Origin of the sequence: Pseudomonas sp. R4-39-08, assembly GCF_003852275.1 — a bacterium.
Classification (GTDB): Bacteria; Pseudomonadota; Gammaproteobacteria; order Pseudomonadales; family Pseudomonadaceae; genus Aquipseudomonas.
Genome location: NZ_CP027733.1, coordinates 2,257,607 through 2,284,510 on the forward strand (window position 1 = coordinate 2,257,607; position 26,904 = coordinate 2,284,510).

A 26,904-nucleotide genomic window follows, 5' to 3' on the forward strand; every position below is an offset into this window, starting at 1 on the left:
CACCACTGAGGTACCCCCTGATGTCACCTGTCTCCGCTCGACACTTGCCCTCTTTGATGGCAGGGCTGTTCCTTGCTGCATGCTCGATGTCCAGTGCTGTTGCCGGTGTCATGATCGATGGCACCCGTGTGATCTATTCCGCGAAGGAACGAGAAGTCACCGTAAAGCTGACCAACAAGGGCCAGAGCCCCGGGCTCCTGCAAGTCTGGATTGATCGTGGCGACGCCCAGAGCCGACTTCAAGATGCAGACGCGCCCTTTCTCGTTACGCCACCCATTTTCAGGTTGGACCCACAAAAAGGCCAGAGTGTACGCATTGTGTTCACCGGTGAAACGCTGCCTCAGGACAGGGAAAGCTTGTTTTGGTTCAACGCCCTGGAAATCCCACCTATTCCTCAAGGTGCCAGTGCTGGGGCGAACATGATGCAAATCGCTGTGCGTTCACGCCTGAAGATGTTCTATCGCCCGGTCGCTCTGTCCGGCGATGTTCGTAGCTCCGTGAGTCGGATGAAGTGGTCTGTGCAGCGAGTCGATAAGGGCTATGTCCTGCGCGGTGATAACCCGACGCCTTATCACCTGTCGTTTGGTGAGCTGTCAGTGAAGCAGGGCGACAAACGCTACGAAACCGGCGGCGGCATGATTGCTCCCTTCAGTCAGCAGGATTTTTCTCTCGCCGGTCATACCGGCAGTACTGGTGGCCAGGTGCTCTACCGCTGGATCGGTGATTTTGGCACCACCGCCGAACAGAGCATCACACTGAACTGAAATTGACGAGCTGATGTGCCGACAGGTATCACCTCGATACGCGTGCTCAGGTAATCCCATGTTTTTGACGACTCATGCACCGCATTATGCCGGCCGTTTTTTTGCTGCCCGGCATTGGCTATTTGTTACGACGCTCGGCGCGGTTCTGCCCGACAACCTCGCACAAGCCGAGGAAAGCAATGCTGCTCTCGCGTTGTTTAATCCGGCCTTTCTACAAGGCCAGGAAAGAAGTCTGGATATGTCGCGCTTCGAACGCGGGAACGGGGCCATGCCAGGCTCATATCGCCTCGATGTCTACGTCAACCAGCAGTGGATGGGACGCCAGGACATTCGGGTGCGTGACGGCGGCGATGGGAAACCGTCGCGAATTTGCTTTACTCCCGCGCAGGTCTCCAGCCTGGGCATTGACCTCAAGCGCCTGCCTGAAAGCCACGCCCTTGAAAGCGATGACTGCGCGGATATCGGCCTCTGGGTCCCTGATGCCCATATCGACATGGACCTGGGGGCATTGCGCCTGGACTTGAGCATTGCCCAGACTTACCTGAACCGCGCAGCACGAGGCTACGTTGATCCAGGTGACTGGGACCGGGGCGTGACTGCTGCGTTCGTTGACTACAACAGCAATGCCTTTCATAACGATTCACGCGGCTCCAACAGCACAGAGTTCTACACGGGTATCAATAGCGGTTTGAACCTGGGGGACTGGCGTCTGCGCCACAACGCAAGCTACAACCGCAGCAGTAGTGTTGGCGAATCCCGGAGTAAGTACAGCGCGCTGAGCACCTATGCACAGCGCGACCTGACCACGCTCAAATCACAAATTACCCTGGGGGATTACTACACGCCATCCGAGCTGTTCGACAGCGTATCTTTCACCGGTGTGCAAGTGGCGTCCGATGATCGCATGCTGCCTGATTCCCAGCGTGGATTTGCGCCCTCCATCCGAGGCATGGCGCAAAGCAACTCTCGAGTGACCGTGCGTCAAGCTGGCAACATACTTTACGAAACCAGCGTGGCGCCCGGCCCGTTTGTCATCGACGACCTCTACAGTACTGGCTATTCCGGTGACCTAGATGTCACGGTGACCGAGGCTGACGGCCGTATCCACAGCTTCATTGTGCCCTTTGCTTCGGTGGCACAATTGCTGCGCCCAGGGACCTCGCGCTACAGCGTCTCTGCCGGTCAATACCGTGATGACCGCTTGCGCAAAGTGCCAACATTCGTCCAGGCAACCTATCAGCGTGGCATTTCCAACCAGGCGACGGCCTACACTGGCAGCGTCGTCGCCGACCAGTATCTGGCGGTACAGGGCGGTATGGCGTTGAGTACTTCGGTGGGAGCGTTCGCGTTCGATGTCACACAGTCCAACGCTTCTGGTCTGCAGTCAAGCGATGAGGGTACTGACCCACTCGATAGCACCGCTAGCGGAAGGAGTTATCGACTGAGCTACAGCAAGCTCGTCGATAGCACCAAGACTAACTTCGTCGTGGCAGCTTACCGTTTCTCCAGCGAGGGCTACCTGTCCTTTAGCGATTATGCCCGAGCGCAAGACCTGACTGGTCCGGCACCTAACCGCCAGCGCAGTCGGCTTCAAGTGAACATCAACCAGCCATTGCCTGGCGATGCCGGCAGCCTGTACCTGAGCGGGTCGTCGCAGAATCACTGGAATAACGCCAAGAGCCGCGATACCAGCTTCCAGGCCGGGTATTCCAATAGCTATAGCTGGGGAAACCTGAGTCTTTCAGCCAGCCGTACCCAGGGTAGCAATAACAAGGACGATACCCAGTACATGCTGACGCTCTCGATGCCACTTGGCAGAGATCGCCATACCTCATACCTCACCAGCTCCACGACTTATTCGGGTAAAGGTGATGTGGGGACTCAGGTTGGGCTGTCTGGCTCTGTGGGGGAGCAGAGCGAACTTAGTTATGGGGTGTATGGCTCGCATGATCGTGCCTTCGGAGCCAGCAATAGCTCTACGGGGGCCAATGCCCAATACCGTATGGCCAAGACCAATCTATCGGGAAGTATTGGACAGGGGGAAGAGTACAAGCAAGTCGGTATCGGCCTTTCCGGCAGCATCGTGGCCCATCCTGGCGGCGTGACCTTCAGTCAGTCCAAAGGTGAAACGCGTGTCATTGTGGAGGCCAGGGGGGCACAAGGCGCGAGTCTGCTCAACAGCAATGGAGGCGCAATCAGCAGCAGCGGGTATGGAGTGGTGAGCGGCCTGATACCTTATCGTCATAATGAAGTTGTCATCGACCCGAAAGGTATGGCGGCGGACGTTGAGCTGGAAATGAGTTCGCAGAATATCGCACCGCGTCATGGCGCAATCGTGATGCTGAAATATCCAACCACTCAGGGGGCGCCGGTTCTGCTTAACCTGCGTGACGAGGCGGGTAATGCGTTGCCGACGGGGGCCGAAGTACTGGACGCTGAGGGCAATAGCCTGACCTTGGTTGGGCAAATGAGCCGAGCATTCATTCGTGCAGCGGAGCCGAAAGGTGAGCTGATAGTGCGTTGGGGAGACACGCTCGACGGTCAATGTCGCGTTTTGTACACCCTGTCAGCTGCAGCACGCAAAGATAAAGTGGATTTCGAAAAAGTCGACGCGTTGTGCACTAAACAATCAAGCACTTCCGTGGCGCTTAGGTAATGGCTACCGTTGAACTATAAGGTTAAATATGAGTCGCTGTCTGCTTGTTTTCTATTTCGTCAATTTCCAAGGCCGATGTCGGCATCCCGCTCACAGCGCAATTTTTGCACGGGATAAGGCGATTGGTTCTACCACTAACTGGAAAGAAAACACAAACTCTCAGCGCGTAGGGATGCTATGCCAGTACATGGGCGGGCGTAATGTCGGCATAGTGAATGGCACGCTTGTATCTGGATACTCAGATGCCTATCAGCCCAGTAATCCCGGTATAGGTATCCGTTTCAGAGCAACTACTTGGTATTCAGCTTCACAGCAAAGAGCGCTTCCATTTGATATTCCTGGGAATGGGCCCTCCGACTGCTAACCTTGCGTCACCATAATAAAAAATATGAGGGCTTCTGCACAGCTCGTCGTGGTGGGGCAGGTCTGTGCAGGCATTATTATGTCATTTCCAACCGCCCGCATCAGCTATTATGATTCTTAAGAGAGGGGGCCAATGAACGTGAAAATCAGCACGTTTCCAAGTATTATAGAAGCATCGTCCTGTAACGTAGATGGCGACATTATTGCCACAATGCCCAGGATTGAAATAAATCGACTCCCAAGCGTCGGAGCGGTCGCTGAAAGGACGCCTTTCACTATTGGAATGAATTGCGATTCTTCGATTGCTGTTCATATGGTCATCACTGATGCACTTAATCCGGGTAACATTGGGAATGTGCTGACGCTCAGTTCCGACTCGGAGGCAATGGGTGTGGGGTATCAGATTCTACGCGACAACAGCCCGATCAATTTCGGTCATGCCTCGTCTATTGCGGGCGCTTTAAATCAATTCAAGATTGTAAGTTCTACAGGTGGCACCGGGGGCCGGTTCCTGATTCCGTTTGATATCCAATATCAACGAACGGCGTCTTCGAGGCCGAAAACAGGCACGGCCAATGCCGTTGCGGTGTTTACCATGTCTTATCAGTAGTATTCAAATCGCACAATTAAGCGTCAGTACTGTGCGGTGAAAAGGAATGAATTGACTGAAGTTTCGCTCTAGCGAGGCAAAACCTAAAAGGTTGAATGATGAATCTTTATATACTCCCGCTGGTATTTTTGGGGGCTTTCTCGTCTCTATCAATTGCCGCTGTAAATATTCCCCTCGATAGCGCTGTTTTCGCGCGCGATAGGGAAGTCGGCTCGACCACCAACTGGAAAGCCAGTACTGGTTCTCAGGGCGTATGGGCGAAGTGTTCATACGAGGTGCGCAGCATAGGAACGGTTAATGGCCCTCTTGTTCCAGGCTTTTCGGATGTTTATCAGACTAATAATCCTGGCATTGGCGTGCGTTTTCGGGCGACGTCGTGGGATGCAGTTTCAGTACAGCGTACTCTTCCGTTCGATGTTTCTGGTGTTGGAGCTAGCTGTAAACCCAATCAGGATGTATTAAAACACATGAAAGCGACTGCGCAACTCGTGATAGTCGGCCCCGTCAGCTCTGGAACGATAACTGCATTTCCGTCCGCCAATGTGACCTATATTGATAAGGTTAAGAGAGGCGTAATGGATATCAAGATTAGCACTGCTCCAACCATAAAGGCGTCGACCTGTGATGTTGATGGCAATATTGATGTCAAGATGCCAAACATTGGGCTAAATCGCCTTCTGGAAGTTGGATCGGTTGCCGGCAGAACGCCTTTTAATATTGGAATGAATTGCGATCCTTCGATTTCTGTTCATATGGTTATGACCGACGCACAGAACCCGGGAAACACTAGCAATGTGCTGTCGCTCAGTCCCGGCTCGGATGCAACGGGTGTAGGGTATCAAATTTTACGCGACAACAGCCCAATCAATTTAGGTCCTGCCTCGTCTATCGCGGGCGCTTTAAATCAATTCAAGGTTTTAAGTTCCACAGGCAGCGCCGGAGGTAGGTATCTCATTCCGTTTTATATTCAATATCAACGCACAGCGTCTTCCAAACCGGGATCCGGTACGGCCAATGCAAATGCAGTGTTCACGATGTCTTATCAGTAGCCTCCAGAGTGGTTAGTCCAGACCTCCTAGTCTATTGCGAAACCCCAGGTAAAAAATTAGCCAATTTCTAATCAATCGAGGCCGGCCTGAAATTTCCCAAGGTGCATGGGAAATTTCCAGGGTGATCGCAGGGCTTTCCAATAGGCTCGCACTCGTTCGCGTGTAAAAATTTACATGCTGGCCGGCTGGATGCGGATAACGCTATTTGGTTGATATCAGTCTTATTGGATGCGAGGATCGAAGCTATGAAATTTCTTTGGGGTGTATCTGCGTTAACTTGCGTTCTACTTGGTGGGGTGGGTGTGGCGCATGCAGCAAGTAGTGGAAAAATTGAATTCTCTGGCGAGCTGATTGCGGCAAGCTGTACGGTCGCACCGGGTGCTGGTTCGTCAGGTAGCAATGGCAATATTAACGTAGATCTTGGGAAGGTTTCACTCAGTGATGTTGGTGATCCCGGTGTGGGCGTCACTGCAGCTACTCATATCAACTTGGACATTGATTGTTCATCGGGTGTGGGTGGCTTGAGTACAGTAAAAGTAAAGTTTGACCCGCTTTCTGGCTCTGGAATTGATAGTGCTGACGGTCGCCTGCTTAAACTGCAAAGTAGTGAAAAGGCGGCAAAAGGTGTCGCCATTGCAATTCTCAATGACAACAATCAAGTTCTAAACCTGAGTGCCAACGAAACGATCGATGCAGCGCTGAAGGTTGACGAGGGGAAAGCTACCGCTAACCTGAGCATGCGCGCTGCTTATGCGCTTAATGGGGCATCAGATGATGTTAAAGCTGGTGTTGGGAATGCGACCCTGCCTTTTACCCTGACTTACGAATAAAAAATTGCGATGGGGAGGATGATCTCCCCATTTGTAGCTTCGTGGAGGCGAATCAGGTGTTTAATAAGGCGCTATTTAGTTTTTCATTATTTCTATTAACCTTCTTTGTCAATCATTCGCAGGCAGCCATCTCATTGGGTGCCACTCGAGTGATTTTCGACGCTAAGCATCAAGAAGCTTCGTTGTCTGTGCTAAATCAAGGTGGTGAGGATGTACTGGTCCAGTCTTGGCTAGAGTCTGACTCAGCAGATTTTAACATTTCATCCTTTGCGGTCACTCCACCGTTATCCCGCCTATCGAAAGAGGGTCGTCAACAACTAAGGATACTTTACAGTGGAGAGGGAGTTCCATTGGATCGAGAGTCAATTGCTTGGCTGAACGTACAGGAAATCCCACAAAAAGTTAATGGGGAAAGTGTTCTGCAGCTTGCGGTACGCCAGCGGATTAAAGTGTTTTTTCGACCGCCTGGGTTGCCGGGTAGTGCGGTAGAGGCACCGACTCAGCTTAAATGGACGTTAAATAAACGTTCTCAGACTGCCGTACTGAAGGTTGAGAACCCAAGTCGATTTCATGTGTCGTTGACTGGATTGAGTTTGAGAGGCGCTGGTTACAATGATTTTCTAATGGGGGAGGGGCGTATGGTCGCCCCTAGTGAGAATGTAGAAATACCAGTCAATCCAATGGCTTCGGCTGCCAGTCTCAAATTGAATTTCAACGTCATTAATGATTACGGCGGACAGAACTCATATACGGCTGATCTATATATAGATAAAGTCAGTTCCGCTACGCCGAATACATTGGCTGACAAATAATTTTTATTCGCCAAGTTCTGTTGTACTGTCGAAAGGTTTGTTCTTGTGTTTTTTATGAAAAAAATCAGTGCTGAAAATCGCTCGGGTCTGTCCGCGCGCGTGCAGGAAAGCACGGCGGCACCTCACGACTTGGCGGATAAAGGTTTTAGACTTCGTAAGCTCGCTCTTGCAGTTGCCTTAGCGTTACCGGGGGCGGCCTATGCTAATTCCACGGGGAGCGAAGCAAATATTCCAGAGTTCGACCTTGCCTTTATTCAGGGCGGAGGCGAACAGCTTGACCTAGCCGAGTTTCTCAGGCAGGACAATGTTGCGCCTGGAACCTATCGTGTTGATATTTATGTGAACCGAGCTCTGACTGGGCGCAGAGATATTCGTTTTGATATCATTGATAAGTCAGGTAGGACTAAACCCTGTTTGACTCTGGAAGTGCTCGAAAAACTTGGCGTGGATGTGGAAAAGCTTAAGCGTAATGGTGTGATTGACACGGGCCTGCCGGACCGCTGTTATGACGCGAGTGAGTTAATCGACAAAGCCAGCGTTGAATACGATGCTGCTCGACTTCAACTGCATATTGGCATACCTCAAGCGGCTATGCTGCGAAGTGCCAGGGGCTATGTTGATCCTGCCCTTTGGGACTATGGTGTCAATGCTGGCTTCGTAAACTATCAATTCAGTGGACGTCGCAGTGAAAACTCAGGTAGCACGAGTGACTATTACAGTTTGGGATTGCGTAATGGCTTAAATATCGGTCAGTGGCGTCTGCGTAACGAGTCATCTTTGTCGGATGGCAGTGGAAATAAACGGCGCTTTACCAGCAACCGTATTTTTGCCGAGCGCGACATCACGTCGTTGAAAAGCCAATTGACACTGGGGGAAACTTACACCAGCTCTCAAACATTTGACAGTGTGCGTTTTCTCGGCATCCAACTGAGTTCAGACGAAGCCATGCTTCCCGATAGCCAACGGGGCTATGCGCCCGTTATCCACGGGACTGCGCAAACCAACGCGACCGTTGAAGTGAGCCAGAATGGTTACTTGCTATATAGCACTACGGTTTCCCCCGGGCCATTCGAAATTAGTGATATCTATCCCAGCGGATCAAATGGAGATCTTGAAATCACCGTGATCGAGGCGGATGGGAGTCGCAGTAGTTTCACCCAGGTTTACGCATCTCTACCACAGATGGTACGACGCGGAATGCTGCGCTATAACGCTGCCGCTGGCGAGTATGCGAGTAACAATCCTGATGACGCAGCGCCTTCACTGGCGACCTTAGGGTTTGCCTACGGCCTGACCAACGCCACAACCCTTGTGGGGGGCGTGCAGTGGGCTGAGGACTACAGGGCAACGAATGTTGGCGTCACACAGAACACGCCTCTTGGCGCCTTCGCGATAGATGTCACCCAATCAAATAGTGAAACCCGACAGCAGCGAAACCGAGGGCAAAGCCTCAGGTTGAACTATGCGAAAACACTCGCCGCTACCAATACGACTTTTACCCTAGCTACTTACCGTTATTCGACTGAAGACTATCGGACATTGGGCGACCATGTCACCGACCTGCGATTCATGGACGGTAACCACAGAGGGCGTGCGAAAAACCGTTTTGATATAACGATAAATCAGAGTTTGGGCTCGAGGGGAGGATCGTTTTATCTGAATGGCACTGAACAGCGTTACTGGAATTTACCCGGCAGTTCTCAGCAACTTCGCGTCGGCTATAGCAATAACTGGGGCTCGATCAATTATAATATTGACACCTCCTTTAGCCGTAACGATGCCTCTAATTATAAAAATGATAAAAAGCAGGTTGCTCTGTCGATCTCTATGCCTTTGGGAAGTTCACAGCGATCGTCGCGTGTCAGCTCCAATCTGAATTATGACAATCAAGGGCGTCATTCAACACAGATGGGGCTTAATGGCAATCTTCCGGGGCAAGATGATGCTTATTACAACCTCCAGGCAGGGCATGACAGCAGCGGGGGGGCTCAGGGTCCGCAAGCCTGAGTGCGGTCACCTCAGTGGCTCGGGTGAATGCTGGTTACAGTCAAGGTCGTGATTATCAGACTTTTAGTGCTGGCGCTTCCGGTTCGGTAGTAGCGCATGCCGGAGGAATTAATCTAGGTCAACCCGTGGGCGACACATTTACCCTTGCAGAGGTGTCTGGGGTATCTAATGCAAAATTTTCCAGCCACGCCGGGGTTATCACCGGAAGGAACGGCTACGCGGTAGTACCCAGCGCTCAGATATATCGGACCAACTGGCTTACTCTGGATGCCCGTGACCTCGGGGCGGATACTGAGCTGCTGACCACCGCCCAACAACTGGTTCCCCGTCGCGGTTCCATAACACTAGCTAGCTTCGCGGCGGAAAGTGGGCGCCGAGTACAATTTGAGTTTCGAAGCGTAGACGGTAGCCCTATACCCTTTGGGGCTAGTGTTCAGGATGAAAATGGCAAAGTGCTAGGCGTTCTAGATCCAAAAGGTATGGCGCTTGCCTTAGTTGACCAGGAAGAATCGACTCTGATTGTAAAATGGAAAAGCGATAGTTGCCAGGCACATTATATTCTAGCACCACGAAAGCTCGATACAAGATTTGATAAAGTTCAGTTAGCATGCAAATGAGGGGAGTAAATTTAGGCGTTATTGCCAGTCTCTATTTTTGTTGAAGGTGTTAATCAGTCATCTCGACAGATATTAAATGTTTAGGGGGTTAATATGGGAAGCGAAATTATCGGTTGCTTAATTTGTGGTGCTATTATTTTGATCGGAGTGCTTATGCACTTCGCAAAGTGGAAGGTATAAGGCACGCCGCTTTATCAGCTCATCTGTCAGGTCGCAGCTAGTTATCAGACTATTGAGCGGTAATCGCAGTCAGCAGTTAATTGGTATTTTACAGAGAGAGTTACTTGAATAACCGAAGTGAGCAGTCGTTGCTCCAACAATCTACCGTCATGATGTTAGCAGTAGCGATCGCTGGGATTGCTACTGGTTTCGTTACGGGCGCTCAATCCGTCCTGTTCGATGGTTTTTTCTCGTTGATTGCAACCTTTATCAAAGTATTAATGCTGATTACAGCCAAACTGATCGCCAAGGAAAGTAATCACCGGTTCCAGTTTGGCTTCTGGCATTTGGAACCCATGGTGTTACTGATCGAAGGCAGCTTTCTGTTTTTGATCGCAATCTATGCATTTCTTAACGGAGTGTCTGGATTCATCAACGGCGGTCGTGAGATTGAATTAGGGATGCTGATCATCTATGCGGCAGTGTTTACAGTCGTCGAGTTCGCCTATTTTTTCTACATCCGTTATCGAAACCGTGAGCTTAAATCAACGCTGATTCAGTTCGATAACATTAGCTGGTTGGTAGATGCGATGTTATCGGTAGGACTGCTTGTCAGCTTTCTCACTGCGTTGTTGCTCACGTCACGGGGCTATGGTCATTTGGCCGTATATGCCGATCCGCTGATTTTGATCTTGCTGGCACTGAGTATATTGCCTCCCGCTTTCAATATACTACGTCCGGCCTTGCGTGATGTGTTGGGCATGGCGCCAGACCAATTGGACAACAAAGTGCGACAGGTGATGGACGCGATTAAAATCGAGTACGGCTTCGAGCATTACGTTTCTTATGTACAGAAGCATGGGCGAGCGCGATTTATCGAGATCCATATTGTGCTCTCGACTGATTATCACGTGGAAGCGGTCGGGAACCTGGATACGTTACGTGACGAAATCTCGGCGAGATTGGGCCACGCAGATTCGGCACGGTGGCTGACGATTTGTTTTACGGGGGACCGGAAGTGGATTGTTTGATCTCTACGTGGTCGTCACTGAAGTGGGCAAGTTGCAAGGTGGACGTAATCAGCGGGAATGCGAGTGAGTTTGAGCGATAGTGCGTTTACCTTCTACGATGTTGCTGGTGACCGGGTCCGCACGGGCAAGCTGTGGTCGGTGCTGTCCGACAAGTTCGATCTGGAGCGGCGGTTATGGGTCATACCGGCGGAGGTGATGAACAACTCCAGTTAGTGGTACGAAAACCAGGTAACTCCCTTTCTGAAGATCTGCGAGGTGCAGGTCATCAGGTGGGGCGTTCCATGGCTCTGAGCTTGATGAAGAAGGTCGGGATCGCCAGCCGCCAACGCAGGCCCCACAAGTCTTCAGACGTCGAGTCTTTGGTGGCTGAGCAGAGCTGGAGCGTGAGGTTTACGTAGCTAATACCGTTCGCGGACGTCACCTATATCCAGCTCGGTAAGCGCTGGATCCGCGCTCGGTAGTTTTGGATCCGTTTGCGGCCGAATGGCGGGATGGGCGTATTCATTGGGCGCCGATGCGGCACTGGCAAATGAGGCGGAGGGCTGTTGAATTGATAGGGCGGCCTGAGGGCGTGCCGTTTCATTCTCACCAAGGCTGTCAGTACAATAGTCAAATAATTCAGGGCTGAACTGCAAGCACATAAGCTGAAGCAGCGCATGTGTCGAAAAGGGCAGTGTTGGGATAACGCATGATTGAGCTTTTTTGGCAGTTTGAAGTCCGAATGGGTACCCTAGAGAGGTTATAGCCCGGAGTATAAGGCCCCGGTAGACATCAACCTATATGTGGTGCACTGCAACAGCGCAAGGCGCTACGGTTACAAGAGCTATCGCTCGCCGATGGTGGCGGAAGAGCTAGCGGTGTGAGAACCGAAAAAACTATCTGCAATTACTGGATCAGTCCAATGCGACAAACCCCTTAATCCGCTGCTCTCTTGCGGGGGATTAAGGGGATTAAGGTTTAACGGACAAATGCGACGCCGTTACTGCTCTCCTTGATATTCTCGATGATAAGTTCGAAGCGATAGTCCTTTCGTTTGACCAGCTTCCAGCCTGCCGGGAAAGTTTCAGGATAAGTGATGAAATTTAGAGAATCTGTCGGCGCATCATACATAAAATAGGCTGCGCCAATTTCCATCGGAACCTTGTTTTTATCAAACAGGATGACAGACGTGACATACATTCTTCCATCATTGGGGATAAGCCCGACAATCTGGAAATCATCATTTACAAGAATATTTACCGGATTATCGATGGTATATGTCTGGACGAAAACATAATCTAGCGCTGTGTTTTCTGAACTGTTCGTTAGTTTAATCGACAGAAGTTGCGTATTTTTCGGTGCCACAACAAATTTGGAAAGTCCCTGAATTTCAGTGATGTCCGATGTGGACTCTGTCCATACTTTATAAATTTGATCAGCTTGTGAGTCCCGAAAGTGTCGCCATCCATGAACCAGACTTTGTTTGCCAATTTTAACAGAGAGAAAAGTATCATTCAGTTCCGATGGAAGCTCATAAACTACTTCCCTTTCTTTATACTCATGCGGCGTACCACTGAAATTTTTTTGTTGATAAAATGTGGCGCCGATTGAGCTATTTTTTTGATCCTTCATATAACGCTCCTTTTTGAGTAAATCTTCCAGATATTAACCTAGCAGGGAATTGGATAAAGCGCAAGAAAAGGCACTGGAAGAAGAGTGCTTTACCCAGGAAGTGGAAAACGGTTGCCATATCGAAGTCAGGGCCCGGGAGCGCGAAGACGCCGATATCGAAGTGTTGGTCAGCGTCTATACCGCGACGGGGCAATGCGTGGTCGAACGCACAAGGCAACTGCCCGGCGCCGAATGGACCGTGCACGACGGGCTCAAACGCGGCATCGATCAGGCGGAACGGATTGCCGGCGGGGAATCGGGACGCTTGCCCTGCGCTGACGCGCATTTGCACGACGACGATTGACGGAGGCGCTGCGCTGGTCTCCCAGCGGAAAACGGAACTTTGGCGGCGCGGGCATTTCCCATTGTAGATAGCCCTGCGTCAGCCGGCCCGCGCCGGATGATCGCTCATTGCAACCCACGCCAGAGCCGCCCATGCCCGTATCCAGCCTGACCCAAGGCGCACCCTCCAAACCGTCCTTGCGCCGCGCCGTGACGGGGCCGATGTTGTTTCTGTTCATCCTCGGCGATGTGCTCGGCGCCGGTGTGTATGCACTGGCCGGCACCATCGCCGGCGAGGTGGGTGGGGCGATCTGGGTGCCGTTGCTGGTGGCGTTGTTTTTTGCCATGCTCACGGCAGGCTCGTACGCGGAACTGGTGACCAAGTACCCCCATGCTGGCGCCGCTTCGGTGTTCGCCGAGAGGGCATTCAAGTCACCGCTGATTTCATTCCTGGTCGGCTTCAGCATGCTTGCGGCCGCCGTCACCAGCGCAGCGGGGCTGTCCCTGGCGTTTGCCGGCGACTACCTGGCGGCGTTCATCGAGGTGTCACCGCACCTGGCCGCGCTGATATTCCTGGCAGTGATAGCGCTTCTGAATGCGCGCGGTATCAAGGAGTCGCTGGGCGCCAACATGGTCATGACCTGCGTCGAACTGTCCGGGCTGCTGTTGGTGGTGGTGGCCGCGGCCTGGTGCATACAGTCCGGCGAAGCCAACCTCGGCCGCGCGCTGGAGTTCAAGGCCGGAGTCAACCCGATGCTTGCCGTACTGGGCGCGGCATTGCTGGCGTTCTATTCGTTCGTCGGTTTTGAAACGTCGGCCAACCTGGCCGAAGAAATACGCGGCGTGCGCAAAGTGTATCCGCGTGCGCTGTTTGCTGCGCTGGTGACGGCGGGCGTCGTATATATGGCGGTCGGTGTCGCCGCTTCGGTGGTGCTGCCGATGGACAAGCTGACGGCCACATCCGCGCCGTTGCTCGAAGTGGTGCGTGCCTCGGGCTTGAGCATCCCGCCCCAGCTCTTCGCCTTCATCGCGCTGGTGGCGGTCGCCAACGGTGCGCTGCTGACCATGGTAATGGCCAGCCGCCTGGCCTATGGCATGGCCCGCATGGGCCTGTTGCCGGAGCCACTTTCGCACGTGCTGCCCAAGCGGCGTACGCCTTGGGTCGCGATCATCGCCAGCACCCTGGTGGCCATCGCCCTGACCTTGACGGGTACCCTCGCGGCGCTGGCCGAGACGGTCGTGCTGTTGCTGCTCTTCGTGTTCCTCAGCACCAACCTGGCGGTGCTGGTACTGCGCCGCGACACCATCACCGAACAGCATTTTCGCGTGCCGACCTGGGTGCCGGTGCTGGCAATTGTTTCGTGCTTGATCCTGCTCAGCCAGCAAAGCCTGGACACCTGGCTGCGCGGTGGCGCGCTGATGCTGCTGGGCATGGCGCTGTACGCATGCAACCGCTTGGCGACACCGGCTGTAGGCCCAGGCTAACCACTCATCTGATCTATATCCCCGGCTGAAAAATCCCTGTAGTGCCCTTAGGGCTTGAACACCGCCAGCAGGCAATTATCGGCCTGGAAGACATCCCTGACGAGGATTGGCTAAAGACCTTTAACGTTAACGTCACTGCGATGTTTCGCATCTGCAAGGCCGCGCTGCCGCACATGGTCCAAGGCAGTTCGATCATCAACACCAGCTCGGTCAATTCCGATGCGCCCAACCCCACGCTGTTGCCGTATGCGGCGACCAAAGGCGCGATCGCCAACTTCACTGCGGGCCTAGCGCAGATGCTCGGCAAGCGCGGTATTCGCGTCAACAGTGTGGCGCCCGGGCCAATCTGGACGCGATTGATCGTATCGACGATGACCGAGGACTCCGTGAAGAGTTTTGGTGGCAATACGCCGCTGGGGCGCCCCGGCCAGCCAGCCGAAGTCTCGCCCATCTATGTGCTGCTGGCGTCGGATGAGGGCAGTTATATCTCCGGTGAACGTTACGGCGTGACAGGTGGCAAGCCTATTCTTTAAATGAAGCGAGGCATTCGATAACGACGACGTAGGCGACTTTCTGGTTGAGCGGCTCAGCCAACGGGGGGGGCGATGCCGCAGAGGCACTAGCAGCGCTGTTACCGTTGTCCATCACACCATGTACCGTCCGCTTGCTGGTCAGCTTGGATGCTGTCCGCCTGATGGCGATGGACAGGATGAAACGGCACAGCCGGGATCCTGCTTTCTAGGCCTTGATACTCCCAGAAAACAAGTCCAGAATTAAGTCTTTTCCTGCCCAGGAAAGAAAAGAAACCCCTTAGATTTCAATGAGTCGGACGCCAGATACGAGTCTCGTTTCCCGCTCCAAATATTGCGCTGCAGAGTTCCATTGAATTCTGTAAGTGATTGAAATCAGGACCTTCGGGTCCTTTTTTCGTTCCGGAAATTCAGCACCATCCAGGGCTTTACCAGGGCTGCACGCAGCCCCACGGGAGCGGTGCGACATTCGACAAGCCCGCTCGCCACAATCGCCCTATCTGCCGGGCGTTCAGCGTTCAACCTTGAGCCAAAGTTGTAAAGACACCTATACCTTTGGTGCTCAGGCTCACTTATATAAAATCGCCTGATGAATATTCTCCAACGCCATGATGCGCTGGGCGGCGTTGAGCTTGATGGCTTCCTTGGGCATGCCGAACACCACGCAACTGGCTTCGTCCTGGGCTACCGTGGCGGCGCCGGCTTCGAGCATTTCCTTTAGCCCGCGTGCGCCGTCGTCGCCCATGCCGGTCATGATGATGCCGGTGGCGTTCTTGCCGGCGAATTTGGCTACCGAGCGGAACAGCACGTCCACCGACGGGCGATGGCGGTTGACCAGTGGGCCGTCGATGACCTGGGCGTGATAATAGGCGCCGCTGCGGGTCACCATCAGGTGTTTGCCGCCGGGAGCGATCAGGGCGAGGCCGGGCAGGATGCGGTCGTTGTTGCGCGCTTCGCGCACTTCGATCTGGCACACGCTGTTGAGGCGCTCGGCAAAGGAGGCGGTGAATTTTTCCGGCATGTGCTGCACGATCACCATGCCAGGGCACACCCTCGGTAGAGCAGTCAACACAGCCTCCAGGGCCTGGGTGCCGCCGGTGGAGGTGCCGATGGCGACGATGCGCTCAGTGGTCTGGGCCATGGCGTGGCCGTTGGCGGCGGGCAGGATTGCATCTGCGCTGAGCTTGCTGGGTGGCGCGAGGGCGGGTGTTGGTTGGACGGTTCGTTTGCCCAGGTTCTTGACGTTGGAGTTCGCCGCCGCGCGGATGGCTGCGACCAGCTCGGCCGCCGATTCGATCAGGAAGTTCTTCAGCCCGGTGGTGGGTTTGGTGATGATTTCCACTGCTCCGGCCGACAATGCCTGCAGGGAGGTTTCGGCGCCTTTCTGGGTCAGCGAGGAACAGATCACCACCGGTGTCGGCCGCTCGCTCATGATTTTGCGCAGGAAGGTGATGCCGTCCATACGCGGCATTTCGACATCCAGCACGATCACGTCTGGCCATTCCCGAGCCAGTTTATCCATGGCGAAAATCGGGTCGGACGCGGCGCCCATCACATGGATGTCCGGCGTGTCGTTGAAGATCGCCAGCAGCACTTGCCGGACTACGGCCGAATCATCGACCAACAGCACGCTGATTTTTTTGGTAGGCATTTTTTTTGAATGTTCCCATTGGTTGGTGCCGGACCCAGACGTTGCCGTTCCACAGGTCGAACACAATAGTGCGATAGCCGGTACTGCCCATGTCCTGAGCGGTCAGGTGCAGGTGATGGCGCTCGGCCAGGGCCAGCGCTGCGCGAATATTCAGGCTGGCCACGTCCTGTGCCGGCAGGGGGCGCGGCTGTTCGGGGAACATCTCGCCGCCGCCGAACAGCTTGACCTGATAATCCTGGGCCTGCGTGCCGTTGGCATGAGCGTGGCGCAGCAGCAATTCGAGCGCCTCGTCGGCATATTTGCCATCCAGGGGCTGACCTTTGCGCGAGCGCGCCGGCAACATGAAATGGCACATGCCGCCGATCAGCCGTTGCGGATGCCAGAAGGTGATCGCCACACAGGACCCGAGCAAGGTACGCAAGCGTGTCGGCCGCGTCGCAAAACTGACCTGGCCCGGCGCCAGCACCACTTCGACCACATCGGCAGGCTTTTTCATGGCTTGCGATAAATCGACGGCGCCACCAGCTTCAACGTATCGTTGACGCCGTTGAGGCTTTCGGAGTGGCTGATGATGAAGTAACCGCCGGATTTGAGCAGCGGCAGCAGCCTGGCGACCACCTGGCTTTTGGTCTGCTGGTCGAAATAGATCATCACGTTGCGCAAGAAGATCACATCGAACTCGCCCAGGCCGGGCAGCGGTTCGTTCAGGTTGACCTGGATAAAGTTGACCCGGTTGCGCAGGGCCTTTTCGATCAGGAAAGTCCCGTGCTGGCGCCCTGTTCCCTTGAGGCAATATTTGACCAGCAGCGGCTGGGCCAGGGTGCCGGCGCGCTCCATGGAGTAATGCCCGTTGCGTGCCTTGGCCAACACCTGGGTGCTGATGTCCGAGCCGATGACTTCCCAGGGCGTGGTGCCCAGGTTCTCCGCCAGCGTCATCGCCAGGCTGTAGGGTTCTTCGCCCGAAGAGCTGGCCGCGCTCCACACGCGAAACAGTTTGCCCGGCGGCGCCTTGGGCAGCACCTGCTGGCGCAGGAAGTCGAAGTGCTTGGGCTCGCGGAAAAAGTAGGTCTCGTTGGTGGTCAGCAGGTCCAGCGCAACTTGCAGCTCGCCCTTGCGCTGGTCGCTCATGATCAGCTTGAAGTACTCGCCGTAGCTCTGCAGTTCGTAGTGTTTGAGGCGTTTGAACAGCCGCCCGGCCACCAGGGCTTTCTTGGCGGGCGACAGGTTGATGCCGGCCGCGCGGTACAACCAGGACTGGAACTGGCCGAATTCACGATCATCGAGTGGGCTGGTGTCTGGCATGATCGAGCCTCAACGCGCGTCGAGGTCGAGAGCCAGCGCCTGGCCAGTCTCGGCCAGGCTGGACATCTCGTCGATGGACAGCACTTTGTCCACCTCAAGCACAATCACGAACTTGCCATCGACCTTGGCCATGCCGCTGATGAAATCCGCGCGGATGCGTGCGCCGAAGTTGGGCGGCGGTTCGATCTGTGTCGCCGGGATTTCCTGCACGGCGGAAACGGTGTCGACCAACAGCCCGATATCCTGCGGCTGGCCGTCTTCGGTGATGGCCTCGATGATGATCACGCACGAACGCCGGGTGATCGACGAGTTCGGCCGGCCAAAGCGCGCCGACAGATCGACCACCGGCACCACGGCGCCGCGCAGGTTGATCACGCCGCGCACGAAGGCGGGCATCATCGGCACCACGGTCAGGCTGCCGTATTCGATAATTTCCTTGATGCCCAGAATGCCGATGGCGAACATTTCGCCACCGAGCATAAAGGTCAGGTATTGCGCATCCTCGCCTGCCGCGACGGCGGTATGGCGGGTAGTCATCACTGCGCCCATGTCATTCTCCCTGTAAGCCCGCATCGATTCTTGCGATCAGAAACGGGTGAATTCCGATTCGTCCGGGGCGCTGGCCACGTTATAGGCGAAGGCTTTGCGCGGTGCCTGCTGCTCCGCGCGTGGCGGCTGGCGGTCAGGCTTGCCGGCGCTGTCCGCGCTGCGGCCTTGAACCGCGGCCTTGGGGCTGGAGTCCAGCACGAAAAAGCTCATGGCCTGTTGCAGTTGCTCGGCCTGGCTGCTCATTTCTTCGGCGGTGGCGGCCAGTTCCTCGCTGCTCGAGGCATTTTGCTGGGTCACCTGGTTGAGCTGGGTCATTGCGGTGTTGATCTGCGCGACACCGGCGGCCTGTTCCTCGGACGCGGCACTGATTTCCTGCACCAGGTCGGAAGTTTTATTGATGGAGGGCACCATTTCGTCGAGCAACTTGCCGGCTTTCTCGGCCATGTCCACGCTGCTGGAGGACAGTTCGCCGATTTCCTGGGCGGCTACCTGGCTGCGCTCGGCCAGCTTGCGCACCTCGGCGGCCACCACCGCAAACCCCTTGCCGTGCTCGCCGGCCCGGGCGGCCTCGATGGCGGCGTTGAGGGCCAGCAGATTGGTCTGGTAGGCGATGTCATCGATGATGCTGATGCGTTGGGCGATTTTCTTCATCGCCACCACCGTCTGCTGTACCGATTCGCCGCCTTCGGTGGCTTCCTTGGCGGCCTTGCTGGCCATGCCATCGGTGACCTTGGCGTTTTCGGTGTTCTGGTTGATGCTGGCGCTCATCTGTTCGACCGACGCACTGGTTTCCTCGACGCTGGCGGCTTGTTCACTGGTGGCCTGGCTCATCGATTGCGCGGTGGCGCTGACTTGCTCGGAAGCACTGGCCAGGTTATCGGCGGCATTGCGCACCTCACCGATGATATGCGCCAGCTTGCCGACCATGTTGCGCATGGCGTTGAGCACCATGCCGGTTTCATCCTTGGCACCCGGTTCGATGTGCGCGTTGAGGTTGCCTTCGGCCAATTGCCCGGCGGCGGTGGCGGCTTGTCGCAACGGGCGGGAAATGATCCGCGCGATGAACAGGGCCAGGCCAATACCGATCAACAGGGCGACGACCAGCGCCGCGATGATCGACAAGCGTGCGTTTTCATACAGCGACGCGCCCTTGTCACCGGCGACGGTGGCGCCGGCGTCATTGAGTTCGACCATCTTCTGCAGGCGGCTGGTCACCTCATCGAAATGCGTCTTGGACTCCCCCCTGAGCAAACCGCGAGCCTGGGCTTCCTGGTTCTGCCGGGAAAATTCCAGCACCTGCTTGCTGGCTGCCAGGTAGGCGGACCAGGCACTGTTCACGCTGGCCAGGAGCTGGCGGTCCTCATCATTGGACAGCAATTTTTCGTAGGTGCCCATGCGGGTTTCGAACTGCTGGCGCGCATCGTCGGCTTCCCGTTCGGCCTGCGCCTTTTCCTCGGCGATCTCGGTGCCGATGTGGCGGTTTTCCTTCAAGCGATAGTTGGCCGCAAAAAAGCGCATGCCGGCCGCTGCGCGCATTGAGGGCATCCAGTTGCCCTTGATGTCCTGGGCCGCCTGATTGACTGCACCGAGCTGGTGAATGGCGAAGCCGCCCATGGCCGCGGTAAGCGCCAGGACCACCAGGAATGAGCTGATCAACTTGGTGGAAATTTTCAAATCGTAGAACCATTTCATCGGGGAACCTCCATGGAATTGCAAATACGTCAGCGAGCGACGACCGGGGGCGACTGAGGCGCCTGGGCCGTGCGAGCTTCCAGTTGTACGATTTGGTTGAGCAGTGCCGGTATATCCAGGATCAGGGCCACTGCGCCGCTGCCCAATATGGTCGAACCGCTGATGCCGCGCAGTGCGCCGAACAGCTTGCCCAGGGGTTTGATCACGGTCTGGAACTCACCGAGCAGGTCATCCACCACCAGCCCGGCCTTGTGCTCGGCGTAACGCACCACCACCACATTCTGGCGGCGGGCGGCCGGGCCTTCGTGGCTGAAGTGATGGCGCAGGTCCACCAGCGGCAACACTTCGCCACGCAGGTCCAGATACCCCTGGTCGCGGCTGGAATGGCGCTGGTGATCATCCAGTTCGATGCATTCCTGAACCATGTCCAGCGGAATCACGTAGGTGGATTGGTCGATGCCGACCAGGAAGCCATTGATGATCGCCAGGGTCAGCGGCAAGCGAATGCGCACCACGGTGCCCTGGCCGGGACGGCTGTCCAGGTCGACGGTGCCGCGCAACAACGTGATATTGCGCTTGACCACGTCCATGCCGACACCACGCCCGGACAGATTGGTCACCGCCTCGGCGGTCGAGAAACCGGCTTCGAAGATCAGGTTGTAGATCTCCTGGTCGGTGAGCACCGCGCCGCTGGCCACCAGCCCGCGTTCCTGTGCCTTTGCCAGGATACGCTCGCGGTTGAGCCCGGCGCCGTCGTCGGCGATTTCGATGACGATGCTGCCCGAGTCATGATAGGCATTGAGGCTCAAGTGGCCTCTGGTCAACTTGCCGGCCGCGCGCCGCGCCTCGGCGCTTTCGATACCATGGTCCATGGCGTTGCGCAGCAGGTGCATCAGCGGATCGCCGATCTTCTCGACCACCGTCTTGTCCAGTTCGGTTTCCGCGCCGCTGATGATCAGGTCGATGTCCTTGCCCAATTCCTGGCTGACATCGCGCACCACGCGGCGAAAGCGGTTGAACGTGTCGCCGATGGGGATCATGCGCAAGTGCAAGGCGCCATCGAGTATCTCTTCCACCAGCCCCGATACCGTCGAGGTGGCCTCTTGCAGCGGGTCGTTATTACAGGAGCGGGCCAGCAGGCTCGCGCCGGCGCTGGCGATAACCAGCTCGCCGACCAGGTTGATCAGTTCGTCGAGCTTGTCGGCGTTGACCCGCACGTAATTGCCATCCCGGTTTTTTTCGCCGGCCGCCGCCACGCGATGCTGCGCGGGCGGGGCAAATTCAGTGCGGGGGGCCACCTCGGTCGCGGGGCAGGCAGGGGTGTCGCCGGGTTCTTCGACGGCGCTGATGCTGACTTCACAGTCGTCACGCACAAAGTCGAACACTTCGTTGAGGGTGGCGTGGCTGGCCGTCGAGCGCAGGTCGATTTCGAACCCCAGGTAGCAGCTTTCCGGGTCCCAGCTGTCCACGGCCGGAATGCCGTCGGTCAGGGTGGTGACCTGCAACAGCGTGCCCAGGGTGTCGAGGTAGCGCAGGAAGGACAACGGGTCCATGCCGTTGCGAAAGACATCCACGCCGAAGCGCAGGGAAATATGCCAAAGCACTTCCTCCGCCGTGGCGTCGTCCACCGCCGCGGTTTCGACGCGGGCGGTCGCTGTCTGCAGCGGCTGATAGGCACTCAGCGCCTCGCGCAATACCTCACCGCGCTCCAGCGCGGCAGGCGTGGGCGCCTCACCGCGGCTGGCGACCACATCGATCAGTTCGAGCATGTGGTCGCCGCACTTGAGCAGCAGCGCGATCAATGCGGCGTCCACCGCTACACTGCCGTCGCGCAGGCGGTCGAGCACATCTTCGACGATATGCGTGAACCCCACGATCGACGCCAGGCCGAACAGGCCCGCCGACCCCTTGATGGTGTGCGCGGCGCGGAATATCGCGCCGATGGCATCCTGATCGCCGGGCTCGCTTTCCAGTTGCAGCAGGGATTGCTCCATGGCCTGCAACAGTTCGCGCGCCTCGACGATGAATGTCTGCTGTGCCTGATCGAGATTGATGCTCACCTGGACCTTCCTTGTCGATCAATGAGAGTGGGCAGCGCTGGCTACAACGCGGCGTTGCGACACAGTTCAAGCGCCTGGGTGACCGCCTGGCTCTGGCCGGTCACGCTCAAGGCGGTGCCGGCAATGCCGGCTTCACGCTGGATGACCGCGAGCAACTGCAAGCCGGCGCCATCCATCTCGGTGACCTGTGACAGGTCCAGCTCCAGGCGAGGCGCCACGCCCATTTGCGGCAGCAACACGCTCGCCAGTTCGGCCACGGTGTAAATCGTGAGTTCGCCGTCAATGCCCACGCGGGCGGTGTCGTCGAGTGTTTCGCACGTTATCGGCATGGGGGCCTCCCAGGTGTCAGGGCAGGATCAGTTTGGATACGGCTGCCAGCATTTGCGCCGGCTGGAACGGCTTGACCACCCACGCCTTGGCGCCAGCAGCCTGGCCTTCGGCCTTTTTCGATTCCTGGGACTCGGTGGTCAACATGATGATCGGGGTGAACTTATAGTTGGCCAGCTTCTTGACCTCCTTGACGAAGGTGATGCCGTCCATGTTGGGCATGTTCACGTCGCTGATGATCAGGTGCACTTTCTGCCCGTTGAGCTTGCTCAGGGCATCCCTGCCGTCGCTGGCCTCGATCACGTCGTAACCGGCGCTTTTCAAGGCAATGCCGACCACTTGCCGCACGCTGCTGGAGTCGTCGACCACTAGTACATTCTTCGCCATGAGGGGCTCCTTAAAAAAACGTGATGTCTTGAGAATTCTGTTGCACGGACGCCGCGCCATGGTGCGTGCGCCGTTGCTCATCGGTGGCGTAGGTGGCTTCCATGCGCGCCAGCCACTGCCGGGCGTCGACGGCCACGGCCTGGTCCGGGGACTGGCGGGTCTGCATAAGGTGCTCATGCAAGGCGTGCATGTTGTCTCGCACGTGGCTGAGGATCTGGCTGACCCGGTCCTGGAATTGCAGGTTGACCAGTACTTCGGTCATCTCATCACGAATGCCGTGGCTTTCCTGCTTGAGCAGGTCGGCGGAGTCGGCCAGGCGCCCGGTGATGTTCTGGAAGCGTTCGAGCACCAATTGAATGCTGTTTTCAGAGGCGGCCACCGAGTTGCTGTCCTGGTCGGCACTACTGGAGGCGGCCTGCACCAACTGGGTGATGGCGTTATTGATGATGTCGACCTTGGCCGACATCTGCTGGCCGGTTTCGCTGGATTTGCTCGACAGGCTGCGCACCGCATCGGCCACCACCGCGAAGCCGCGACCGGCTTCACCGGCCCGCGCCGCCTCGATGGCCGCATTGAGCGCCAGCAGGTTGGTTTGTGCGGCGATCGCGGCCACATCGGCGGCCATGGTGCGCAGTTCGCCGGTATAGGCGGTCAGGCTGCGTACTTGGGCGAGCGTCTGGTCACGGCTGGTTTGAGTGGCCTTGAGTGAGTTGATCACCTGGCTCAGCTCGCTGTCGCTGCGCGCCAGCACCTCCAGCGCGCCGTCGGCGGCCTTGCCGTCCAGTTCGCCGGCAGCCTGCTGCGAGGCTTGCACCGTGTCCTGCAATCGCGCAGCTATCCCGGTAAATCGGTTGGCCAGGCTCACAATCGCGTCTTCGGTCTGCTGGCGCGAGCTTTCCACCTGCTTGGCCCAGATCGGCATGGCGCCCAGCAACACTTCATCGAGCTGTGCCCGCGAGTCCATGCCGCTATGCGCCGCCTGCGCGCCTGACTGATCCGCCAGCGCCCACGCGGTGGCTCGCAGCACCGCGTCACGCTGCGAACCGGCGCTCCAGGCGCACGCACCGAGGCCGATCAGCACCAGTCCCGCGCAGGCCGCCAGGCTGGCCACAGAGGTTGACTGCAACAGGGTCCATATAACGGCGGGCACCACCGGGATGAAAGCGAACCAAAGAAAGCGCGGATGACCAGGAAGGGGGATGTGGCTGGATTGACGCTGGGCCATGAGTTCGTTCCTTGAACAGTCTTGCGGATATAAACAACATAGGGGTTATCTGCTGTATTTAGAATAGCTTTAGCCTGTAGCTATACCGTCCGTCCGGTTGATGATAATAGTATTACTTCCATAGAGAGATAGTGGTGGTATTAAGTAGAAGGAGATGGATAGGGTTCTAGTGTTCGAGTAGGTCTTGATGTTCGCCGATTAATCGGGCAGGCAAATTAAAAACCATAAAAAAGATCAAAGTGTAAGTTTAGGCGAGGCGTCAGAAAGTTAGTAACAAAGCGGCTTTATATTTATAGCATTGATTATTCTCGCATCGGTTATTTGCTACCGTTATTCTGGCGGTGCTGTTGACCAAGCGTAGTGTTTGCCGTCTCTTTAAGTTGATTATTTTAAATAACAGGATCGCCAGCGGGCGATCTCAGTGGGCTAGTCACTCTTTCAGGGAAAGATGAGATTACAGCACTGCAACAATCCACGTCGGCCATGCAGAAAAACCTGCGTCCAGTAGACGGCACGGGCCTGAGGCGCGGGCCGCAACAAGGTGCTTTGGTGGCCCGGGCTATTTTACGAAAAGCATCGGCTACTTCACATGCCAGCCTAATTGCCTGGAAATCTGCCGCGTGGTTTCCATCAGCCGGTTGACGTAGTCCTGTTTAAGTTCTTCGCGAAAGCGAAAGCAGGGGAATGACACGCTCAGGCCACCGATGACATGGCCGAAACGGTCGCGGATCGGTGCGGCCAGGCAGCGCATGTTGTCTTCGAACTCTTCATGGTCTTCGGCGTAGCCCTGGGCGCGAACCACTTCCAGTTCTTGCAGATACGCCTCGACGCTGGTCAGTGTGTTGGCGGTGCGGCGCTCGAAACTTTCTTCCTGCAAATGAGCGATCAACTCGGGCTGCTCCAGCCACGCCATCAATACTTTGCCGATACCTGTGCAGTACAACGGCGCACGCCGGCCTATGCGCGAGTACATGCGCAGATTGTATTTGGAGTCGATCTTGTGCACGTAGACGATGCTGCCTTCGTCAAGAATGCCCAAGTGCACGGTCTCGCCGGTCAGTTCGTTGATACGCCGCATGCCCGGTTCCGCCTCGCGGACGATGTCCAGGTGGGGCAGGGCCTGCGCGCCCAGTTCAAACAGCCGGACGCTGAGCCGATAGCGATCCTCGGCATCTTGCACCACATAGCCGCGGGCCTTGAGTGACTGCAAAAAGCGGTAAACCGTGCTTTTGGACATGTCCAGTTTCTGCGCGATTTCCGACACGCCGCTTTCCTCTGGATGCTCGGCCAGCGCTTCAAGGACGGCCATGGTCCGGCCGACGGCGGAGACCAGTTCATTGTTCTGGATGGTGCTGTTGTCCATGAAGGCTCCAACGGGAACGGAAAGTCCAAGGATATACGCTGGCGAATCAAAACGCTGTTTCATTTTTCTTGACGGTGTAGGAAATCTGATTAAAACTCGGCCACAGGCTACGAATGAAACGCCGTTTTAAAAATAAAAAAGGCGCCTGCTGATGAGAGTAATTTCAGGAAAAACTTGGCAGATCGCGTCATCCCGCCCCCTCTCCTGCCTTAGAGGCCTGACTTCATGAAAATCATTGAAGCCCGCGTCATTGTTACCTGCCCGGGTCGCAACCTGATCACCCTGAAAATCGTCACTGATTCCGGCATCTACGGCATTGGCGACGCGACCTTGAATGGGCGTGAACTGGCAGTGGTGGCCTATCTTGAAGAACATGTGCTGCCGGCCCTGATCGGTCGCGATGCCCAGCGCATCGAGGACATCTGGCAGTACCTCTATCGCGGCGCCTACTGGCGCCGTGGCCCGGTGACCATGACCGCGATTGCCGCCGTGGACATCGCTTTGTGGGACATCAAGGCCAAGGCCGCGCAGATGCCGTTGTACCAGTTGCTCGGAGGCAAAAGCCGCGAGCGCGTGATGGTCTATGGGCATGCCACGGGCAAGGACATCGAAGGTTGCCTGGACGAAGTCGCCCGGCATGTCGAGTTGGGTTACAAGGCGGTGCGGGTACAGTGCGGTATTCCCGGCATCGCCACCACCTATGGCGTGGCCAAGCGCAGCGGTGAGCGTTATGAACCGGCCGACAGTGACCTGCCTGCCGAGCATGTGTGGGACACCGCCAAATACCTGAACCATGTGCCCAAGCTCTTCGCCGCCGTGCGCGAGCGTTTCGGCGATGACTTGCACATCCTGCACGACGTGCACCATCGCCTCACGCCCATTGAAGCGGGGCGCCTGGGCAAGGCGGTCGAGCCCTTCAACCTGTTCTGGCTCGAAGACTGCACCCCGGCCGAGAATCAGCAAGCCTTCCGCCTGATCCGCCAACACACCACCACGCCGCTGGCGGTGGGTGAGGTGTTCAACTCCATTCATGACTGCCGGGAGTTGATCCAGGAACAGTTGATCGACTACATCCGCGCCACCCTGGTGCATGCGGGTGGCATCACCCACGTGCGCCGCATTGCCGACTTTGCCGCGCTCTATCAGGTACGCACCGGCTTTCATGGCGCAACCGACCTGTCGCCGGTGTGCATGGGGGCGGCGCTACATTTCGATACCTGGGTGCCCAATTTCGGCATCCAGGAACACATGCCCCACGACGTACGGATCGACGAAGTCTTTCCTCACGCCTATCGCTTTGAAGATGGCCATTTCACGCCCGGCGAAACGCCAGGGCACGGCGTCGATATCGACGAGAGCCTGGCGGCGAAATACCCCTACAAGCGCGCCAGCCTGCCGGTCAATCGTCTGGAAGACGGCACGCTCTGGCACTGGTAAGCGCTGTTTCGACTGATCAATAACAACAAGCACACAGGGCGCCACCCACCCTGGCTGGAGAAACCC

At 56.3% G+C, this 26,904-nt stretch carries 21 protein-coding genes and 2 pseudogenes; 12 read left to right on the forward strand and 11 right to left on the reverse strand.

Going from position 1 to position 26,904, the window contains the following annotated elements; all coding sequences use genetic code 11:
- The first annotated feature begins 20 nt into the window (after positions 1–20).
- The 8 genes and pseudogenes from C4J88_RS10465 (at position 21) to C4J88_RS10500 (ending at position 10,898) form a co-directional block, all read left to right on the forward strand.
- The gene (locus C4J88_RS10465) at positions 21–764 is read left to right on the forward strand and encodes a molecular chaperone (protein WP_218565847.1); all 744 of its coding nucleotides are present in this window, start codon (positions 21–23) and stop codon (positions 762–764) included.
- Positions 765–822: 58 nt separating this feature from the next.
- On the forward strand, positions 823–3,420 hold the full coding sequence (locus C4J88_RS10470; protein ID WP_124403774.1) for a fimbria/pilus outer membrane usher protein: 2,598 nt from the start codon (positions 823–825) through the stop codon (positions 3,418–3,420).
- Between the two features lie 496 nt (positions 3,421–3,916).
- Positions 3,917–4,393, forward strand: a complete 477-nt coding sequence (locus tag C4J88_RS10475; RefSeq protein ID WP_124403775.1) for a fimbrial protein — start codon at positions 3,917–3,919, stop codon at positions 4,391–4,393.
- A gap of 98 nt (positions 4,394–4,491) precedes the next feature.
- Positions 4,492–5,442: a fimbrial protein gene (locus tag C4J88_RS10480; RefSeq protein WP_164485248.1), complete on the forward strand. Its 951-nt coding sequence runs from the start codon at positions 4,492–4,494 to the stop codon at positions 5,440–5,442.
- 245 nt (positions 5,443–5,687) lie between these two features.
- The gene (locus C4J88_RS10485) at positions 5,688–6,272 is read left to right on the forward strand and encodes a fimbrial protein (RefSeq protein ID WP_124403777.1); all 585 of its coding nucleotides are present in this window, start codon (positions 5,688–5,690) and stop codon (positions 6,270–6,272) included.
- Between the two features lie 56 nt (positions 6,273–6,328).
- A complete protein-coding gene (locus tag C4J88_RS10490; RefSeq protein ID WP_124403778.1) occupies positions 6,329–7,084 on the forward strand; it encodes a molecular chaperone in 756 nt (251 codons plus the stop codon).
- 54 nt (positions 7,085–7,138) lie between these two features.
- Positions 7,139–9,708, forward strand: a pseudogene (locus C4J88_RS10495) (fimbria/pilus outer membrane usher protein).
- Positions 9,709–9,992: 284 nt separating this feature from the next.
- The gene (locus C4J88_RS10500; protein ID WP_124403780.1) at positions 9,993–10,898 is read left to right on the forward strand and encodes a cation diffusion facilitator family transporter; all 906 of its coding nucleotides are present in this window, start codon (positions 9,993–9,995) and stop codon (positions 10,896–10,898) included.
- 957 nt (positions 10,899–11,855) lie between these two features.
- Here the strand turns inward: C4J88_RS10500 and C4J88_RS10505 are convergent.
- Entirely contained in the window at positions 11,856–12,509 is a 654-nt protein-coding gene (locus tag C4J88_RS10505; RefSeq protein WP_124403781.1) for a beta/gamma crystallin domain-containing protein, read from the reverse strand.
- Between the two features lie 49 nt (positions 12,510–12,558).
- On the opposite strand from C4J88_RS10505, the gene C4J88_RS10510 reads away from it, so the two are divergent.
- The 3 genes and pseudogenes from C4J88_RS10510 to C4J88_RS10520 form a co-directional block, all read left to right on the forward strand.
- A complete protein-coding gene (locus C4J88_RS10510; RefSeq protein WP_124403782.1) occupies positions 12,559–12,852 on the forward strand; it encodes a hypothetical protein in 294 nt (97 codons plus the stop codon).
- Positions 12,853–12,983: 131 nt separating this feature from the next.
- Positions 12,984–14,315 (forward strand): APC family permease, encoded by a 1,332-nt coding sequence (locus C4J88_RS10515; protein WP_256657896.1) that lies wholly within the window; start codon positions 12,984–12,986, stop codon positions 14,313–14,315.
- 83 nt (positions 14,316–14,398) lie between these two features.
- Positions 14,399–14,848: pseudogene (locus tag C4J88_RS10520) on the forward strand (SDR family oxidoreductase); the annotation flags it as partial.
- A gap of 565 nt (positions 14,849–15,413) precedes the next feature.
- On the opposite strand, the gene C4J88_RS10525 reads toward C4J88_RS10520, so the two are convergent.
- The 10 genes from C4J88_RS10525 to kdgR all read right to left on the reverse strand — a co-directional run bounded on the left by C4J88_RS10525 (position 15,414) and on the right by kdgR (position 25,401).
- Positions 15,414–16,496 (reverse strand): chemotaxis response regulator protein-glutamate methylesterase, encoded by a 1,083-nt coding sequence (locus C4J88_RS10525; RefSeq protein WP_124406859.1) that lies wholly within the window; start codon positions 16,494–16,496, stop codon positions 15,414–15,416.
- Positions 16,459–16,992 carry a chemoreceptor glutamine deamidase CheD gene (cheD, locus tag C4J88_RS10530; RefSeq protein ID WP_124406860.1) on the reverse strand — a complete coding sequence of 178 codons (534 nt, stop codon included), beginning with the start codon at positions 16,990–16,992 and terminating at the stop codon, positions 16,459–16,461. Before cheD ends, C4J88_RS10525 begins: the two co-directional genes overlap by 38 nt.
- The gene (locus C4J88_RS10535) at positions 16,989–17,798 is read right to left on the reverse strand and encodes a protein-glutamate O-methyltransferase CheR (protein ID WP_124362299.1); all 810 of its coding nucleotides are present in this window, start codon (positions 17,796–17,798) and stop codon (positions 16,989–16,991) included. The genes cheD and C4J88_RS10535 overlap by 4 nt, the downstream gene beginning before the upstream one ends.
- Before the next feature lie 9 nt (positions 17,799–17,807).
- Complete coding sequence (locus C4J88_RS10540; protein ID WP_124366576.1) at positions 17,808–18,347, reverse strand: chemotaxis protein CheW; 540 nt, start codon at positions 18,345–18,347, stop codon at positions 17,808–17,810.
- A gap of 36 nt (positions 18,348–18,383) precedes the next feature.
- On the reverse strand, positions 18,384–20,039 hold the full coding sequence (locus tag C4J88_RS10545; RefSeq protein WP_124362301.1) for a methyl-accepting chemotaxis protein: 1,656 nt from the start codon (positions 20,037–20,039) through the stop codon (positions 18,384–18,386).
- Positions 20,040–20,068: 29 nt separating this feature from the next.
- Positions 20,069–22,099 carry a chemotaxis protein CheA gene (locus C4J88_RS10550; RefSeq protein ID WP_124406861.1) on the reverse strand — a complete coding sequence of 677 codons (2,031 nt, stop codon included), beginning with the start codon at positions 22,097–22,099 and terminating at the stop codon, positions 20,069–20,071.
- Between the two features lie 41 nt (positions 22,100–22,140).
- The gene (locus C4J88_RS10555; protein ID WP_124406862.1) at positions 22,141–22,428 is read right to left on the reverse strand and encodes a lipid asymmetry maintenance protein MlaB; all 288 of its coding nucleotides are present in this window, start codon (positions 22,426–22,428) and stop codon (positions 22,141–22,143) included.
- A gap of 16 nt (positions 22,429–22,444) precedes the next feature.
- A complete protein-coding gene (locus C4J88_RS10560; RefSeq protein ID WP_124366580.1) occupies positions 22,445–22,813 on the reverse strand; it encodes a response regulator in 369 nt (122 codons plus the stop codon).
- 10 nt (positions 22,814–22,823) lie between these two features.
- Positions 22,824–24,038 carry a methyl-accepting chemotaxis protein gene (locus C4J88_RS10565; RefSeq protein ID WP_124406863.1) on the reverse strand — a complete coding sequence of 405 codons (1,215 nt, stop codon included), beginning with the start codon at positions 24,036–24,038 and terminating at the stop codon, positions 22,824–22,826.
- 580 nt (positions 24,039–24,618) lie between these two features.
- Positions 24,619–25,401, reverse strand: a complete 783-nt coding sequence (gene kdgR, locus C4J88_RS10570; protein ID WP_124366582.1) for a DNA-binding transcriptional regulator KdgR — start codon at positions 25,399–25,401, stop codon at positions 24,619–24,621.
- Between the two features lie 225 nt (positions 25,402–25,626).
- Between kdgR and manD the strand changes: the two genes are divergently transcribed.
- Entirely contained in the window at positions 25,627–26,838 is a 1,212-nt protein-coding gene (gene manD, locus C4J88_RS10575) for a D-mannonate dehydratase ManD (RefSeq protein ID WP_124406864.1), read from the forward strand.
- Positions 26,839–26,904 lie beyond the last annotated feature (66 nt).